Origin of the sequence: Pseudomonas beijingensis (assembly GCF_030687295.1) — a bacterium.
Classification (GTDB): domain Bacteria; phylum Pseudomonadota; class Gammaproteobacteria; order Pseudomonadales; family Pseudomonadaceae; genus Aquipseudomonas; species Aquipseudomonas beijingensis.
Window position 1 is genome coordinate 3,339,338 of the sequence record NZ_CP117425.1, and the last position, 16,663, is coordinate 3,356,000.

A 16,663-nucleotide genomic window follows, 5' to 3' on the forward strand; every position below is an offset into this window, starting at 1 on the left:
TAAGAGCCATCCCTTTCAAGGTCTTAGGTAAAATCCCCTGAAGTTTCTATCAGGGATACCCGAACGATGTGGGCCGATGTTCTGGAGCGTTTCGAGAAAAAAGCACCTGCCAGCGTTATGGCCAAATTGGCGCTGGAGCACGCTATTGCTCCTGAGTGGGTCGATCAGGTTTTCGAAGAACATCGGCAACGGCAGTATTCTCGTGAGCTACTGTTCTCGACCATCATCAAGCTGATGTCCCTTGTTTCATTGGGTTTGAAGCCATCCCTGCACGCCGCGGCGCGGCAACTGGAAGATCTTCCTGTCAGCCTGGCGGCCCTCTACGACAAGATCAGTCGTACCGAGCCAGCTTTGTTGCGCGCCCTGGTCACGGGCTGTGCGCAGCGCCTGGCTCCAACCATCAAGGAGTTGGGTTGCACGACGATGTTGCCGGTTGGCAGGTTCGGGTGGTGGACGGTAATCACTTGGCATCCACTGAGAAACGACTGGGGCTTTACGCCACGAGCGCGGCGCCGCTCGGCCCGGGTTTTCGGTGGTTGTCTACGACCCCGACCTGGATCAAGTCATCGACCTGCAGGCATGTGAAGATGCCTACGCAAGCGAGCGTGTTTGCGTGCTGCCTCTCTTGGCGGATGCCGAGCCGGGCCAGGTGTGGCTGGCTGATCGACTCTATTGCACGCTCCCGGTCATGGAGGCTTGCGAACAGGTCAAAACCTCCTTTGTCATTCGTCAACAAGCCAAGCATCCACGCTTGATTCAAGAGGGGCATTGGCAAGAACCCGTGCCTGTGGACGCGGGCACTGTGCGTGAGCAGATCATTCAGGTCAGAGGCGGTTATCAGTGTCGGCGTGTCGAACTGACGCTTCATTCGCCAACAGACTCGGGTGACAGCAGCTTGATGTTCTGGAGCAACCTGCCTGAAAGCGTCAGCGCGCAGCAGATCGCGGAACTCTATCGCCGCCGCTGGAGCATTGAAGGCATGTTCCAGCGACTGGAAACAATCCTGGAGAGTGAAATCGAAACCCTTGGTAGCCCAAAGGCTGCGTTGCTCGGGTTCGCTACTGCGGTGTTGGCCTACAACGTCCTGGCCGTACTCAAACGAAGCGTCGAGCAAGCCCATCAGGCTTCCCAGCCTGACGGCTGGGAAGCCTCAACCTATCACTTGGCGGTTCAGGTCCGGAGTGGTTATGAAGGCCTGCAAATTGCGCTGCCCTCGGAATGTCTTCCCGTCATACCTCTGGAAAAACTGGCCCAGCGCTTGTTGGAACTGGCCAGAAACATCCAACCAAAACAAGTTGCGAAAAATCCCCGGGGCCCCAAGGTGCCTAAACCCAAAACATGGGTGCAAGGCACTGCGGTGCATGCACATGTTTCAACGGACCGGGTAATCAAGGCCGCCAAAACGAAAAGACCTTGAAAGGGATGGCTGTAAGAGCGGAACCGCCAGCAGCCGTTACCGCAGAAACGGATATACACCCCCAACCCGACGAGCGATGAGAAAACCCGTGAGTGGGACCGCCCCTCAACTCCGCTATCCTGAGCCTCACGTTCATCCATCGAGCCTTTTCATGCTTGAAGTCCGCGATGTCTTTAAAAGCTACCCCACGCCCCAAGGCCCGTTGCCGGTGTTGCAGGGTGTCGACCTGACCCTGATGCCCGGCAGCAGCCTGGCGCTGATGGGGGAGTCGGGCAGTGGCAAAAGCACCTTGCTACACCTGGTCGCCGGGCTGGACAGAGTCGATCGCGGCAGCATCCGCAGTGGCGACTATCGGCTCGACGGCATGAGCGAAAGTCAGTTGGCGAACTGGCGACGCACGGAAATCGGCCTGGTGTTCCAGCAGTTCAACCTCATCAGCAGCTTGTCGGTGGAGGACAACCTGGCGTTTCAGGCGCGCCTGTGCGGCCGCTATGACGCGGCCTGGCAAGCCCATCTGGTACAGCGGCTCGGGCTTGCAGCGCTGTTGCGGCGTTATCCCGAGCAGCTTTCCGGCGGCCAGCAGCAACGGGTGGCGCTGGGGCGGGCGCTGGCCTCGCGACCGCCCTTGTTGCTGGCCGACGAACCCACCGGCAGCCTTGACGAAGCCACCAGCGACGAAGTGCTGCAACTGTTGCTGGAACTGCTGGAGGGCAGCCACACCAGCCTGCTGATGGTGACCCACAGTCCACGGGTGGCGGCGCGCCTGGCCCAGCGCGTGGTGTTGCACAGCGGACGGTTGGCGCAGGTGGCCCAGGGGTGATGATCTTTCGCCAGACCCTCAAGGCCCTGCTCAGCCATTGGCGCCAACACCCGGTGCAATTCTTCAGTGTGCTGACCGGCCTCTGGCTCGCCACCAGCCTGCTCACTGGCGTGCAAGCGCTGAACAGTCAGGCCCGGGACAGCTACGCTCGGGCCAGCCAACTGATCGGTGGCGAACCCCAGGCCAGCCTCAATGCACCCGGTGGCGGCACCTTCCCTCAGCAATGGTTTGTCGATTTGCGGCGCCAGGGCTGGCCGGTGTCGCCAGTGTTGCAAGCTCGGGTGCAGCTCAAGGGGCACGAGGATCAGCGCCTGCAACTGATGGGCATCGACCCGGTATCGTTACCGCCCGGTGCGGCACTGGCGGGGCAGGCGCGGGAGATGAGCGAGGTGGTGGAATTCTTTACCGACCCCGGTCGCACCTGGATCGCCCCGCAGACCTTGCAGGCCTTGGGGCTGGGGGAGGGCGACCGGCCTCGTACAGTCGATGGGCGAGCCCTGCCGCCGCTGCACGTCCAGGTGGACATGGCGCCCGGCGTGCTGTTGATGGACATCGGTTTTGCCCAAGCGGTACTCGGCTTGCCGGAACAGCTGTCGCGGCTGTTATTGCCCGCCACCTTCAACGCCGCGTTGCCGGAGGCCTTCAGCGATCGGCTGCAATTCAAGCGTGCCGATGAAGAAAACAACCTGTCGCGCCTGACCGAAAGTTTTCACCTGAACCTCGACGCCCTGGGGTTTTTATCGTTCGTGGTGGGGTTGTTCATCGTTCACGCGGCCATCGGCCTGGCCCTCGAACAGCGCCGCAGCCTACTGCGAACCCTGCGGGCCTGTGGCGTCAGTGCGCGGGTGCTGGTCACCAGTCTGGCCATCGAATTGGGCGCGCTGGCCTTGCTGGGGGGGATCGCCGGGGTGCTCAGCGGCTATTGGCTGGCGAGCCTGTTGTTGCCCGATGTCGCGGCGAGCCTGCGGGGTTTGTACGGTGCCGAAGTGGCCGGGCACTTGAACCTCAGCCCGGGGTGGTGGCTCAGCGGTGTCGGCCTGAGCCTGCTCGGCGCGCTGCTGGCCGGCGCCGACAGCCTGTTGCGGGCGGCGCGCCTGCCCTTGCTGGCGCTGGCCAATCCCCAGGCCTGGCATCAGGCCCATGGGCGCTGGCTGCGTCGCCAGGGTTGGGTGGCGACAGGGGCGGCATTGATTGCCACCTCGGCGTTGATCTGGGGTGACAGCCTGGCCAGCGGTTTTGTCCTGATGACCGCCTTGTTGCTAGGTGCGGCGCTGGCCTTGCCGGTATTGCTCAACAGTGCGCTGAAGCAACTGCTGCGCCGCAATCGCTCGGTGCTCGGGCAATGGTTTCTCGCCGATTGCCGCCAGCAATTGCCGACGCTGAGCCTGGCGCTGATGGCTTTGCTGTTGGCATTGGCGGCGAACATCGGCGCCGGCAGCATGACCGCCGGTTTCCGCCAGACGTTCAGCAACTGGCTCGAACAACGGCTGAGCGCCGAGTTGTACATCAACCCGCAAACCCCGGCGCAGGCGGAACAACTGCACACCTGGCTCAAGCAGCAACCGGCGATCACGGCCGTCGTGCCCCTCTGGCAGGTCTCGATCCCGTTGCAGGGCTGGCCGACGGACATCCATGGCATCATCGATCACCCTCACTATCGCCAGCATTGGCCGCTGCTGGAATCGTCCGGCGACAAGCCGTGGGAGCAACTGGCCGGCGCCGACACCCTCATGCTCAGCGAACAACTGGCCCGGCGCCTCAAGGTGAGGATCGGCGATCAGTTGACCCTGCCGACACCACAGGGCCCCTGGGCACTGCGCATCATCGGTATCTACGCTGACTACGGCAATCCCAAGGGCCATGTGCTGGTCAACGCCGATCACTTGCTGGCGCACTGGCCGCAGCTGACGCCGAACCGGTTCAACCTGCGCATCGAACCGCCCGCGATCCCGGCGCTGCTGACTGCGTTGCAAGGCCGGTTCAACCTGGATGACAGCCGCATCGTCGACCAGGCCCGGCTCAAGGGCTGGTCGACCCAGGTGTTCGAACGCACCTTCGCCGCCACCGCGGCCCTTAACAGCTTGACCCTGGCGGTGGCCGGGGTGGCGTTGTTCATCAGCCTGCTGACCCAGAGCCAGAGTCGCCTCGGCCAGTTGGCGCCGCTGTGGGCGCTGGGGGTGACGCGCCGGCAATTGATGTTGCTCAACCTCGGCCAAACCTGGTTGCTGGCGCTGCTGACCTTGGTCCTGGCCTTGCCGCTGGGCATTGCCCTGGCCTGGTGTCTGGACGCGGTGATCAATGTGCAGGCCTTCGGCTGGCGGCTGCCGTTGCGGGTGTTCCCGTTGCAATTGGTGCAGTTGCTGGCCCTGGCGATGCTCGCCACGCTGCTGGCATCGGCCTGGCCGCTGTATGCGTTGTACCGCACGCAGCCGGCGGATTTGCTGAGGACCTTTGCCCATGAAGATTAAAATCGGCGTGTTGCTGCTGGCCTTGCTCAGCGGTTGTGATGACTCGGCGCCGACGCAAAAGGGCTTTGCTGGTCTCGGCGACCAGGCTGTCGCGTTCACGCCGGTGGTGCCTGGGCGGGTGTTCAGTTTCCCGGCCGACCATGGCCTTCATGACGGTTTCCGCATCGAGTGGTGGTACGTCACCGCCAATCTCAAGGACGCCCAGGGCCGGGAATTCGGCGTGCAATGGACGCTGTTTCGCAGCGCTTTGAACGCCGCGCCCCAAGCCAGCGGGTGGCGCAACCAGACAATCTGGCTCGGCCACGCGGCGGTCACTTCCGCCACCGCGCACCATGCCGCCGAGCGTTATGCCCGGGGCGGGGTGGGGCAGGCTGGGGTGCGGGCGGAGCCCTTCGATGCCTGGATCGACGACTGGCAGTTTACCAGTCAGGCTGCTGCGGCCGAGTCGTTGGCGGACATGCAATTGAAGGCTCGCGACCGACGCTTCAGCTATGCCTTGCGGCTGACGTCGAGCCGCCCGTTGGTGTTGCAGGGCGATCAAGGTTTCAGCCAGAAGTCCGAACAGGGGCAGGCGTCGTACTACTACAGCCAGCCGTTTTTCCAGGCCAGCGGTGAATTGGAAATCGACGGCCAGCGTTACATGGTCAGCGGCCCGGCCTGGCTCGACCGCGAATGGAGCAGCCAGCCCCTGACCGCCAACCAAACCGGCTGGGACTGGTTCTCCCTGCACCTGGACAACGGCGAGCACGTGATGCTCTATCGCATGCGCCACAAGGACGGCGCGCCTTACCTGACGGGCACCTGGATCGACGCCCAGGGCCAGGCGCAAACCCTGCAGGCCGGGGAGATCAGCCTCGTGCCGTTGGACTCCGCCAAGGTCGCCGGGCGCTCGATGCCGGTGCGTTGGGCCATCAAGATCCCCGGCAAGCAACTCGACATCACCACCCAGGCACTCAATCCCAAGGCCTGGATGGACCTGCGCATTCCCTATTGGGAGGGCCCGGTACGCCTCAGTGGCAACCAGGGCGGCACGGGTTACCTGGAAATGACCGGCTACTGAGAATCGCCGGAACTCCCCGCGAATGTCGACCCTCATAACTGATGAATGCCTAGCAGGAGCCCGCCATGAGCGATGACCTCAAACTTGCATCGTTGGCCGACTGGCAGCAGTTGTTCGACGACAAGGCCTATTGGCAGCAGTCCCCCGATGCCCACTTCACCGAGCTGATGCAAGTGGCCAATGACCTGTTCGGCCGGGGCGCCATCGATCTGGCGCGTTGGCAGGATTTGAAGAACCAGGCCGAGCAACTGCACCAGCGCTCTCCGGATGCCAATGTCGCTGAAGAAGTCGCCGACCCCGATGCCTGAATCCCGAAAGACCCAAGGAGTTCGTCATGAAGCACAGCCCCGATCAACCGTCGCAGAACCCGGACGAGCCCGCGTTGCCTGGTGAAGTGGAGCGCGATAACGATGCCTTGCGGCCCAATGATCCGGCCAAGCGCAAACAGCAACAGGGTGACCCTGAAGCGGGGGACACCGATGCGCAAAAAACCGGACGGCGTGGCTGAAGTGCGTCACGTCGGCTGGTATCAAAAAGAGTTTTTAATGACTGTTTAATGTTTTTACGTGGATATAACTTTTTTGTATTGTCCATGTTTTGTATAAGTGTTTGTACAGCGAGCGTATGAGTTGTCATCCAAATACTGTGGCGAGGGAGCTTGCTCCCGCGGGGATGCGAAGCAGCCCCCAAAAGCGGCCGCTGCGCGCCCGAGCGGGAGCAGGCTCCCTCGCCACGGGTCAGGGCCAGTCCTCAAATGTAACTGTATGAACGCGTGAGTCATGATCAGTCGTGGGCAGTTACAATAAACATAAACAATTATTTAAACAGTCTCGCGGACATATTCTGAAAGTTCCATTATTATTGTCCCCGTTCGCCCAGTGTCAGGCTCTTTACCAGTGCATGGATTGCCGAGGCCGTCGCACTGGGCGAACACCGTCCTGAATCAATAACTGTCAATTATTTGAAGGCACATTGACCAACAGCGTTGGCCGATGCGTGAGCGGCTGCTCTCCAGTGTCAGTCGACGACGGGTGAACGCGCCAGTCATCGGAGCCCGAGGTGCCGCTGACTTCGTGGGTCCAAGTGATTTTGCGATACGTGAAATGCACGTCTTCCAGATGGGTGAAGTGAGCGTTCGCGGGGTCTTGGCAATTGAACATGTAATCCTGAATTTCTACGATGATCGCGTCGAACAACGTGGTCGTGAAGTAGTGTTCCTGAGCGCCTAGCTTCGAAGTGCGGAACCATTGGATTGAAACCTCTTCCATGAGCTCACCGCTGGTCAGGGCCGCCAGCAACAAGGGTGAGGCTTTGTCGAACACCTTAGTGATAACCAAGGGTTTGTGTAGGCGCTGGCCGGTTGGCTGGCCGGATTGGGGGTCGCGCGGGATGATTATCTGGTGCTGGAAGCCCTGTACCAGGATTTGGTCTTCGTGACCTTCCTGATAGGTATTGCCCACCGAGTCTGCGGTAAACGCGCCAGCGGTAATCAGACCTTGTTTGGTGCCGACGATGGCCATGTATGCGGGGGTAGCCAAGGGGTGCTCTCCTTCCTGGATAACTAAGGGCCTGGGACGGAAATCGCCCCGAGGTGGCCTGGTGGTTATCAAGTGTTATGCCATTTTCAAAAAAACCTTATATATCAATAAGTTGATTTAAAAGTGGGCGGCTATTTCCTCCAGAAGGACAACAAAACGCACAAACCCTTGCCCAGCCCATTGCAGATATTCGCGACCTACCCGGACACCGCGTTACCCGAGCAGAATCACCGAGAAAGGCGCGCCGCGCTGCGCGCCTGTCAGGCAACTTCTTGCCGTCTTATCCTTCAGCTCGTTCCTACACGCCCAACGCAGTCCTGCACTCATCGATGGAACGCTGTTGCGTCTGGGCATACAGTCCCAGCTCATCAATGGTCGCTCGCCCCAGCGCCGTTTCGAAGGCCTGGCGGTTGGATTGACCGGCGTAATGGGTCTGGGCGGCATCGCCGAGGTTCGATTGGAAGATGCCGGCGGCGCTGACCGGCAGGAAGTCCTCGTACACCAAAGGCTCGGCACGTAGGTATTGCTGTTCGAGCAAGTGTTCCAGGGACGCTGCTTGCCCGAGGGTGCCCTTGGCGGCGAGGCCCTTGGGCGTCGGGAAATAACGGAAATACGCCAATGCCTGTTGGCGCAGCTCATCGTGGTTATCCGGGAATGCGACAAAGTGTTCGGCCATCAGCGCGTTGTAGCGTTCAGCGTTGGCTTCGTTGGGAAACGCCCCCAGCGCATCGCGTGCGGCGTTCAACAATTGGTCGTAGAGCGCGCGGCCCTTGGGCGTGAGCGCGGCGCCGCGTTGTTCGATTTCGCCGAAGCGGGCGCTGTGGCTGCCTTGGGGCTGGGTTTGGGGCTGGTCGGTGAAGGCGACGGGCTCGTCCAGTGCCTTGAAACTGGTCTGGCGCAGCAGGATCGGGCACCGGCGACGGGGTGGACCTTCAATCACGGCCTTGGGGGTGATGCCATGCTCGGGCATCCGCGCCTGGACGATGTCGATGTCCAGAGTGCGCGGCGTCAGGTGATTGATGTGCGGGCCCTTGAACGCCACCACGTCGGCGATCAGGCGATGCTGGGCGCTCAGTTGCCGGTACTGTTCGGCGGTGACGGTGGCGCTGTGGTGCCAGCGAAAGGTTTCCAGGGCCTGTAGGACGAAGTCCTCGGCCTGGGCTTGCGTCAGGCCACCCTGGCGCTCGGCCAGGTCAATGAGCTCCAGGGCGCCGGGGGTGAAGATCTGCCGTTTGGCCAACACCGACTCGGCAAAGGCCCGCAGCTCGGCATGCTCGATCAGTTCCAGGCGCAGCAGCGAGGTAAACACCCGGAACGGGCTGACCTGCAACGCGCTTTCATGCACGGCGCGAAACGCTGTGGAATGCACCGGCACCCCAGCCGGCGTGAGGTCGTAATAGCCCACCGGCTGCATGCCCATGACCGCGAACAGCCGCCCCAGGGTCGCCAGCTCGGCGGCGGTGCCGACGCGGATCGCGCCGTGGCGTTCCAGGTCCAGGCGCTCGAGTTCGCCGGTGCTGCGCAGGTGGGCGGCCAGTGGCGGCTGTTCGGCCAGCACCTGGGCGTTGGTGTGTTCCACCAACTTCATCAGCGCGCCATACAGCGGCACCTCGTCGCGGTACATGTCGGACATCGCTCTGGAGAAGCGTTGGCGGATCAGGTCGGGGCTGACGAAGCTCATCGTGAGAATTCCTGGCGGGGGCTGTGGGAAAGTTGAACGAAAGATCGCAGCCTTCGCCGGTCCCGGCAAACGAAGAATCTTCAGGACTTCATTCTGCCAGGGACTGATCCACCAGCTCGATCCAGTGCCGCACGGGCGTGCGACCGGCGCCGTCGAGGTGGTTCTGGCAGCCGACGTTGGCCGTGACGATCATCTCCGGCTGGCCACTTTCCAGGGCATTGAGGCGGTTGTCGCGCAACTGCCGCGCCAAGGCCGGCTGGGTCAGCGAATAGGTGCCGGCCGAACCGCAACACAAATGGTCGTCGGGCACCGCGGTGAGGTTGAAACCCAGCCGCGTCAGCAGCGCTTCGATGCTGCCGCCGAGTTTCTGCGCGTGCTGCAAGGTGCACGGGCAATGGACGGCGATGCGCTGGTTCCTGGCCGCGCAAATCTGTTCCAGCGGTTCCTTGCCGAGCACTTGCACCAGGTCCAGCGCCCGTTCGCTGACCTGTCTGGCCTTGGCGGCATAGGCGGGGTCATGTTCCAGGAGGTGCCCGTAGTCCTTGATGAAGGCGCCGCAACCGCTGGCCGTCTGGACGATGGCTTCGGCGCCGTTTTCCAGGTGCGGCCACCAGGCGTCGATGTTCTGTCGGGCGCGGTCCAGCCCGGTGGCCTGGGCGTCGAGGTGATAATCCAGTGCGCCGCAGCAGCCGGCCTGCCCACAGGGGATCACGCTGATGCCGAGTCGATCCAGCACCCGCGCGGCCGAGGCATTGGTGTTGGGCGACAGGCCTGGTTGCACGCAGCCTTCGAGCATCAACACCCTACGCCCATGCCGCAGCGGTGGGCGCTCGGTGTGGGACGGGGCGGGGTGGGGCAACTTGGCACTCAGGTTCGGCGGCAGCAACGGATGGAAGACCGCGCCAAGGCGCAGCAAGGCCTTGAACCGTTCAGGGCTGGCGGCCAGGCTGCGCAACCCCAGGCGCAATGCACGTTGGCCGGCGGGGCGCGGCACGACGCGATCGACCACCGCCCGGCCGATGTCCAGCAGGTTGTGGTAATCCACGCCGGACGGGCAGGTGGTCTCGCAGTTGCGACACGACAGGCAGCGATCCAGGTGCAACTGGGTGCTGGCTGTCGCCGGTTGGCCTTCGAGCACCTGCTTGATCAGGTAGATGCGGCCTCGCGGGCCGTCCAGTTCATCGCCGAGCAATTGGTAGGTGGGGCAGGTGGCATTGCAGAAACCGCAATGCACGCAACTGCGCAGGATCCGTTCGGCTTCTTCGGCGCGGGGCAGATTTTTGCTTTCCTCACTGAACCGAGTCTGCATGCTAGATCTCCGGGTACATCCGGCCAGGGTTGAACAGCCCGAGCGGGTCGAGCTGGGCCTTCAACTGCCGGTGATAGCGCAGCAGCGCCGGTACCAGCGGCTGGAACGGTGTATCGCTGGCCCCCTGACGATAGCAGGTGGCATGACCGCCCACTTCATGGGCCAGGGCTTGCACTGTGTCGGCATCGGTTTTCAGCCAGCGTTGCGCGCCGCCCCAGTCGATCAACTGCGCGCCGGGCAGGGCGAGTGGTCCGGTATGGTTGGGCAACGACAGGCGCCACAGCGGCAAGCCTTCGTCGAAGAAGGCCAGCCGATGTTCATTCAGTGCGGTCCAGTATTGATCGTCGATCACCTCGCCACCAAAACGCTGATGAGCGGCGCTGACCGAGCCTTCGCCCCCTTCCAGGCGCAGGTGCAGGCAGTCGCCGTCATGGCTGGCGGCGCTGATGGGCAGGGGCTGGCGGCCCCATTCGGCGAGTTTTTCCAAGGCTTCGCTGCTGTCCAGTTCCAGGCGAATGCTCAGGCTGTGACGGGGCTTGGGCAGGACCTTCAAGGACACTTCGGTGATCACCCCCAGGCAACCGAAACTGCCGGCCAGCAAGCGCGAGAGATCATAGCCGGCGACATTTTTCATCACCTCGCCGCCGAAGCGTAGCAAGGTGCCGTGGCCACTGATCAGGCGCGTGCCCAGGACAAAGTCGCGCACCGAACCGGCCCACGGGCGACGCGGTCCCGACAGCCCGGAGGCGACCATGCCGCCGACCGTGGCGTCGTCGCCGAACGCTGGCGGTTCGCAGGGCAGCCTTTGCCCGGCGGCCTCCAGGGCGGCGAGCAGTTCCCGCAGCGGGGTGCCGGCCCGGGCCGTGATGACCAGCTCGGTGGGGTCGTAATGGACGATGCCACGGTGCACGCGGGTGTCCAGCACTTCGCCGGCCACTTTCCGCCCCAGGAAGGCTTTGCTGTTCGAACCCTGGATGCGCAGCGGCGTGGTGTTGGCCCGTGCGCGATTGACCTGATCGAGCAACAGGTCGCTGGCGTCCTGGTCGGCTTCGCCACTCATCAGAAACGCTCCAGTTCGGGAAACGGCAACTGCCCGCCATGGATGTGCATGGCACCGAACTCGGCGCAGCGGTGCAGGGTAGGAATATTCTTGCCGGGGTTGAGCAGGCCTTGGGGATCGAACGCCGCTTTTACCGCGTGGAACAGGTTCAGTTCGTCGCTGTTGAACTGTGTGCACATCTGATTGATTTTTTCCCGGCCAACCCCGTGCTCGCCGGTGATGCTGCCGCCCACCTGGACACACAATTCGAGGATTTTCCCGCCCAGGGTTTCGGCGCGCTCCAGTTCGCCAGGCTGGTTGGCATCGAACAGGATCAGTGGGTGCATGTTGCCGTCGCCGGCGTGAAACACATTGGCGACCCGCAGGCCATGTTCGGCGCCAAGGCTGGCAATGCGCTGCAGCACCTCGGGCAGGGCGCGACGGGGGATGGTGCCGTCCATGCAGTAATAATCCGGCGCCAGGCGGCCAACCGCCGGGAAGGCGTTCTTGCGCCCGGCCCAGAACCGCAGCCGCTCGGCCTCGTCCCGCGCCTGGCGCACCTCGGTGGCTCCGGCCTGCTCCAACACCTGGCGGACCCGGTCGCAGTCGTCATGGACATCGGCCTCGACCCCGTCCAACTCGCACAGCAGGATCGCTTCGGCGTCCACCGGATAGCCGGCGTGGATGAAGTCCTCGGCGGCGCGGATCGCCAGGTTGTCCATCATTTCCAGGCCACCGGGAATGATGCCGGCGGCAATGATGTCGGCCACCGCCCGCCCGGCCTTGTCCACCGAGTCGAAACTGGCCAGCAGCACCTTGGCGACCTGGGGCCGGGGCAACAGCTTGACCGTCACTTCGGTGATGACCCCGAGCAGGCCTTCGGAACCGGTGAACAGCGCCAGCAGGTCCAGGCCCGGCGAATCCAGGGCTTCGCTGCCCAGGGTCAGGCGTTCGCCTTCGACGGTGAGGATTTCCAGCTTCAACAGGTTGTGCACCGTCAGGCCGTACTTGAGGCAGTGCACGCCGCCGGCATTCTCCGCGACATTGCCACCAATGGAACAAGCGATCTGCGACGACGGGTCCGGCGCGTAATACAGCCCGAACGGCGCCGCTGCCTGGGAGATCGCCAGGTTGCGCACGCCCGGCTGAAGCCTTGCGGTGCGGGCGGCGGGGTCGATGTGCAGGATCTGGTTGAACCGCGCCATCACCAGCAACACGCCGCTGGCCAGGGGCAGGGCGCCGCCGGACAGACCGGTCCCGGCGCCCCTGGCGACCACCGGGACGTGCTGTTCATGGCAGAGTTTGAGCAGCGCTTGCACCTGCTCGACCCGTTTGGGCAAGACCACCAGCAGGGGCGTGGTGCGATAGGCCGACAAGCCATCGCATTCGTAGGGCTTGAGGTCTTCCTCGCGGTGCAGGATGTCCAGGTCTGGCACCTGTGCCTGCAGGGCTTGCAGCAGAGCCTGTTTCTCCACCTTCGGCAAGGGGCCGTCGAGGTGTTCGTCGTAGAGGATGTTCATGGAGTCGATACCCCTCAGTCGCCACGAATTCTTGTGGGAGCGAGCTTGCTCGCGATGGCGGTGGGTCAGCTTGCATCAGTGTTGAATGTGTCGCCGCTATCGCGAGCAAGCTCGCTCCTACACTGGGTTCATGTTGTTTTATACATCGCGCTCACTGCCCCAACCCCTTGAGAAACTCCCGGTACAGCGCCGCGGTTTTCCCCGGTCGTTCAACCATGGGCATGTGGCCGATACCGTCCCAGATTTCCACCCGCAAGTCGGCGATGCCCTTGCTCCACACCGGCACGCTGCTGACGTCGATCAGCCTGTCCTTGCGGCCCCAGAGTAGCAGCGACGGCGCGCGGATGTCGGCCAGGCGCGGCTCCATCGGCGGGCTGGCGCGAAAGTCGACGAAGATCTCCGCCAGTTCATCGCGGCGCCGTTCGTAACGTTCGGCCATTGCCGCCAGCACCACGCTGGGCACCCAGGGCGGGGAGGCCATGGTCATTGCATAGAACGGCGCGAAATCAGCCCGCGAGTCGACGAGGAACGGGTTATGCCCGGCAGCCAGGTGGCGTTCCATATCGCTGGCCTGGGGGGCGGTGACACCGGCCGGGTCGATCAGCGCCAGGGTCAGTACGCGCTCGGGCGACGTGGCCGCCAGCCACGCAGCGAGGTAACCGCCCATGGAATTGCCGATCACATGGACCTTGTCCAGGCCACAGGCGTCGAGCAGCTCGATCACCCGCCGGGCCTGGGTCGGGATGTCATAGCCGCCGCCAGCCTTGAAGCCGGTTTCGCCATGGCCGGCCAGGTCGGGCACCACCACCCGGTAGTCGCTGACAAAGTGCCGGGCAAAGCGTAGCCAGAGATTCTTGTCAGCGCTGTAGCCATGCAGCATCAGGATGCTGCCGGACGCTTCATAGGGCCCGCCTTGCCAGGTTGACACGGTCATCTCGCTGATGGGGACGGTGATCTTGTGCAACCTGTAGAGACGTGCCTCCAGCGCCATGCCCATGTCGTACAGCACATGGCCGATGCCGGGATACGTCAACCAGCTCCAGGCGATAAACACAGCAAGGACTACCCACAACACCAGCATGTTTTGCCCTCCATGGGTCAGGACAGAATGTGATCGGCCAGTCTGAGCCGACGGGTCAGACAGTGTTAAGTGAAGCTGAAACCCGAGCACATCGCGATGACATGGCCGTTTTTGCTTTGATACCAACTATGACAGCCGCCGGATGAGTCATGTATAGCCAAAATCTGCGGCAGGGCGCTGCATTTGAAGGAGAATAAATACCCCTGCATTCAGTAGTGGCTATTTGATTCCGCCCTGATAGACTCCAGGTAACCCCCCGTTCCAGTGACTTGGAAAACCCGCGGTGCAGAGGCTTCTATGCAAAAAACGGGAAAAAAGGGACGGACGTTGGCCAGGAGGCTCTATATATCGCGCTTTCTGGGCCTGACGCTGGGGTTGCTGTTGGTGAGTGCTGCCGTCTTTCCCCTTGAACCGGCACCGTGGGTCTGGGGTTTCATGCTGTTCAACGGCCTGCTCTGGCCACACGTGGCCTACTGGTGGGGCCGACATTGCTCGAGGCCGTACCGCACAGAACACCTCAATTTATTGATCGATGCGGCGCTCGGCGGCTTCTGGGTCGCGGCGATGCAGTTCAACCCATTGCCCACGGCCGTTACGCTGGCGATGATGGCGATGAATAACGTTGCCATCGGCGGCCTGCGTTTCCTGCTGATCGGGGCGCTGGCCCAAGTGGCCGGCATTGTCGTGGGTGTGCTGATCTTCCCGCTGACCAGCGTGCCCATGACCAGCCCGGCGCAGATCTACGCCTGTCTGCCGCTGCTGTGCCTGTATCCGATGGCACTGGGTTGGTTCTGCTATCGCCAGGCCTACATCCTGGGCCGGCAAAAGCGCGAGTTACTGGCCCTGAGCCGTACCGACAGCTTGACCGGGTTGCTTAACCATGGCGCCTGGAAAGATCGCCTCAACGAGGAGTTCCAGCGCTGCCTGCGTCACCCAAATGACGGGCCAGGGCGCGGCGTACTTGCGCTGATCGACATCGATCATTTCAAAGCCATCAATGACACCTATGGCCATGTGGCTGGCGACATCGTGCTGCGCCAGCTTGGCAAGATCCTCAATCAGAACCTGCGGGCTGCCGACGTGGTCGGGCGTTATGGCGGCGATGAGTTCTGTGTGATTCTGCCGGACCTGACGCTGGCCAATGCCGTACGGGCCATGGATGGTTTGCGTGAGCGCTTCGCGATGCTCGGCTACGAACAGAACCCGACGTTGAAGGCGAGCCTGAGCATTGGCCTGGCGGCCTTCAACCCGGCCTATGGCGATGCGACCCATTGGCTCAATGATGCCGACCAGGCGCTTTACGACGCCAAGACCGGCGGGCGCAACCGGGTCACCTGTTACCGGAATCGGCAGGTGTTGGAGGAATCGGTCGTTTCCCTGTGAGATGGCCACCTGCTGTCTAGAGCCTTGTTCGATTGTCGGGTAGGGTGCCCAGGGCACTCCCTCGATACGGAACAAGGATGAAATCATGACGATGACCGCTGTTCGCTCCCGTCTGGCCGTCAGTCTCGGCCTGAGCCTGGCCCTGTGCGCCTTCACCCCCATAGCTTTGGCGCAACCCCATCAACAAATCCTGACCGATGCGCAGCAGTACAAGGACGAAGCCCTGAAGCTACTGGAGCGGCTGGTGAATATCGACTCCGGCTCCGGGTATGTGCCGGGGTTGACCCAGGTCGGCGACATTGCCATCGACGAACTGAAAAAGTTGGGCGCGACCATCGAGCAGGTGCCGAACTCGGATGGTAGCCAGCACATCCTGGCGACTCTCAAGGGCACCGGTAAAGCGAAAATTCTGCTGATGGCCCATATGGACACGGTGTTCAAGGAAGGTTCGGCCGCCGAGCGTCCGTTCCACATCAAGGATGGCCGCGCCTACGGTCCGGGGGTGATGGACGACAAGGGTGGCATCGTCGCCGGGATCTACGCCTTGAAAGTTCTCAAGAACCTCGATTTCAAGAACTACGCGCAAATCACCTTCCTGCTCGACGCCAGTGAAGAAACCGGTTCGGATGTGGCCACCGACCTGATCAAGAAAACCGCCAAGGCCCATGACGTGACCCTCAACCTCGAGCCGGGTCGCCCGGCCCGACGGTCTGGTGGTGTGGCGCAAGGGCAGTGCCACGGCGCTGGTGGAGGTCAAGGGCAAGGCATCCCACGCCGGTGTCGCGCCGGAACTGGGGCGCAATGCGGCGATGGAAGCCGCGCACCAGATTCTGCAATTGGGCAAGCTCGGCGATGCGGATAAGAAAACCACCATCAACTTCACGGTGCTCAAGGCTGGCGACCGGACCAACGTCATTCCCGATCAGGCGAGCGCCAAGGCCGATGTGCGGGCGGCGGTGCCGGAAGAGTTCGACCGCATCGAGAAAAAGACCTGGCCCGGGTGTCCCAGGACAAGCTAATCGCCGACACCGAGGTCACCACCAGCCTCAAGCGCGGTTTGCCGCCGATGCCACAGACGGCGGAATCGGACCGGTTGATGGCCATGGCCCAAGGCATCTATGGCGAGCTGGGGCGCAAGCTCACTGAAGAGGGCAGCGGCGGCGCGGCGGACGCCAGCCTCTCGGCCGGCGTCGGCACGCCTACGCTGGATGGGTTTGGCATTGTCGGCGGCAACATTCATACGCCGCAGGAATATGCCGAAGTCGAGAGCGTGGTGCCACGGATTTATCTGTTATCGCGGATGATCATGGAGTTGGCGGGGCGGTAGCGCGCTATGCCGTTCGTAGC

11 protein-coding genes and 3 pseudogenes are annotated in these 16,663 nt (G+C 62.7%); 8 read left to right on the forward strand and 6 right to left on the reverse strand.

Translation table 11 applies throughout. From position 1 onward, the window contains the following. Positions 1 to 117: 117 nt before the first annotated feature. From PSH84_RS15165 to PSH84_RS15190, 6 genes and pseudogenes are all read left to right on the forward strand, one after another. Positions 118 to 1,417 (forward strand): annotated as a pseudogene (locus PSH84_RS15165) (IS4 family transposase). Between the two features lie 151 nt (positions 1,418 to 1,568). Further along, positions 1,569 to 2,237 (forward strand): ABC transporter ATP-binding protein, encoded by a 669-nt coding sequence (locus PSH84_RS15170; RefSeq protein ID WP_305481315.1) that lies wholly within the window; start codon positions 1,569 to 1,571, stop codon positions 2,235 to 2,237. Next, complete coding sequence (locus PSH84_RS15175) at positions 2,234 to 4,705, forward strand: ABC transporter permease (protein ID WP_305481316.1); 2,472 nt, start codon at positions 2,234 to 2,236, stop codon at positions 4,703 to 4,705. Before PSH84_RS15170 ends, PSH84_RS15175 begins: the two co-directional genes overlap by 4 nt. After that, positions 4,695 to 5,765 carry a lipocalin-like domain-containing protein gene (locus PSH84_RS15180; RefSeq protein WP_305481317.1) on the forward strand — a complete coding sequence of 357 codons (1,071 nt, stop codon included), beginning with the start codon at positions 4,695 to 4,697 and terminating at the stop codon, positions 5,763 to 5,765. Before PSH84_RS15175 ends, PSH84_RS15180 begins: the two co-directional genes overlap by 11 nt. A 65-nt stretch (positions 5,766 to 5,830) precedes the next feature. Continuing rightward, positions 5,831 to 6,073, forward strand: coding sequence for a hypothetical protein (locus PSH84_RS15185; RefSeq protein ID WP_122568137.1), 243 nt, complete (start codon positions 5,831 to 5,833; stop codon positions 6,071 to 6,073). 26 nt (positions 6,074 to 6,099) lie between these two features. Next, on the forward strand, positions 6,100 to 6,273 hold the full coding sequence (locus PSH84_RS15190; RefSeq protein ID WP_163006834.1) for a hypothetical protein: 174 nt from the start codon (positions 6,100 to 6,102) through the stop codon (positions 6,271 to 6,273). A gap of 529 nt (positions 6,274 to 6,802) precedes the next feature. Here PSH84_RS15190 and PSH84_RS15195 read toward each other — a convergent pair. The 6 genes and pseudogenes from PSH84_RS15195 to PSH84_RS15220 all read right to left on the reverse strand — a co-directional run. Then, positions 6,803 to 7,303 (reverse strand): annotated as a pseudogene (locus PSH84_RS15195) (Hcp family type VI secretion system effector); the annotation flags it as partial. 298 nt (positions 7,304 to 7,601) lie between these two features. Then, a complete protein-coding gene (gene hglS / locus PSH84_RS15200) occupies positions 7,602 to 8,984 on the reverse strand; it encodes a 2-oxoadipate dioxygenase/decarboxylase HglS (RefSeq protein WP_305481318.1) in 1,383 nt (460 codons plus the stop codon). Positions 8,985 to 9,072: 88 nt separating this feature from the next. Further along, positions 9,073 to 10,293, reverse strand: a complete 1,221-nt coding sequence (gene glcF, locus PSH84_RS15205) for a glycolate oxidase subunit GlcF (RefSeq protein ID WP_305481319.1) — start codon at positions 10,291 to 10,293, stop codon at positions 9,073 to 9,075. 1 nt (position 10,294) lies between these two features. Continuing rightward, entirely contained in the window at positions 10,295 to 11,353 is a 1,059-nt protein-coding gene (glcE, locus tag PSH84_RS15210) for a glycolate oxidase subunit GlcE (protein ID WP_305470466.1), read from the reverse strand. After that, on the reverse strand, positions 11,353 to 12,852 hold the full coding sequence (gene glcD / locus PSH84_RS15215; protein WP_305470467.1) for a glycolate oxidase subunit GlcD: 1,500 nt from the start codon (positions 12,850 to 12,852) through the stop codon (positions 11,353 to 11,355). The genes glcE and glcD overlap by 1 nt, the downstream gene beginning before the upstream one ends. Before the next feature lie 151 nt (positions 12,853 to 13,003). Next, positions 13,004 to 13,933, reverse strand: coding sequence for an alpha/beta fold hydrolase (locus PSH84_RS15220; RefSeq protein WP_122568143.1), 930 nt, complete (start codon positions 13,931 to 13,933; stop codon positions 13,004 to 13,006). A gap of 297 nt (positions 13,934 to 14,230) precedes the next feature. Between PSH84_RS15220 and PSH84_RS15225 the strand changes: the two genes are divergently transcribed. Both PSH84_RS15225 and PSH84_RS15230 read left to right on the forward strand, forming a co-directional pair. Next, on the forward strand, positions 14,231 to 15,316 hold the full coding sequence (locus PSH84_RS15225) for a diguanylate cyclase (RefSeq protein WP_122568144.1): 1,086 nt from the start codon (positions 14,231 to 14,233) through the stop codon (positions 15,314 to 15,316). An 85-nt stretch (positions 15,317 to 15,401) separates the two neighbouring features. Further along, positions 15,402 to 16,643 (forward strand): annotated as a pseudogene (locus PSH84_RS15230) (M20/M25/M40 family metallo-hydrolase). Positions 16,644 to 16,663 lie beyond the last annotated feature (20 nt).

Coding starts and splice junctions, on each gene's coding strand:
- glcD (WP_305470467.1), bottom strand. CDS start 12,852: ATGAACATCCTCTACGACGAACACCTCGACGGCCCCTTGCCGAAGGTG.
- PSH84_RS15190 (WP_163006834.1), top strand. CDS start 6,100: ATGAAGCACAGCCCCGATCAACCGTCGCAGAACCCGGACGAGCCCGCG.
- PSH84_RS15220 (WP_122568143.1), bottom strand. CDS start 13,933: ATGCTGGTGTTGTGGGTAGTCCTTGCTGTGTTTATCGCCTGGAGCTGG.
- PSH84_RS15225 (WP_122568144.1), top strand. CDS start 14,231: ATGCAAAAAACGGGAAAAAAGGGACGGACGTTGGCCAGGAGGCTCTAT.
- PSH84_RS15185 (WP_122568137.1), top strand. CDS start 5,831: ATGAGCGATGACCTCAAACTTGCATCGTTGGCCGACTGGCAGCAGTTG.
- glcF (WP_305481319.1), bottom strand. CDS start 10,293: ATGCAGACTCGGTTCAGTGAGGAAAGCAAAAATCTGCCCCGCGCCGAA.
- glcE (WP_305470466.1), bottom strand. CDS start 11,353: ATGAGTGGCGAAGCCGACCAGGACGCCAGCGACCTGTTGCTCGATCAG.
- hglS (WP_305481318.1), bottom strand. CDS start 8,984: ATGAGCTTCGTCAGCCCCGACCTGATCCGCCAACGCTTCTCCAGAGCG.
- PSH84_RS15180 (WP_305481317.1), top strand. CDS start 4,695: ATGAAGATTAAAATCGGCGTGTTGCTGCTGGCCTTGCTCAGCGGTTGT.
- PSH84_RS15170 (WP_305481315.1), top strand. CDS start 1,569: ATGCTTGAAGTCCGCGATGTCTTTAAAAGCTACCCCACGCCCCAAGGC.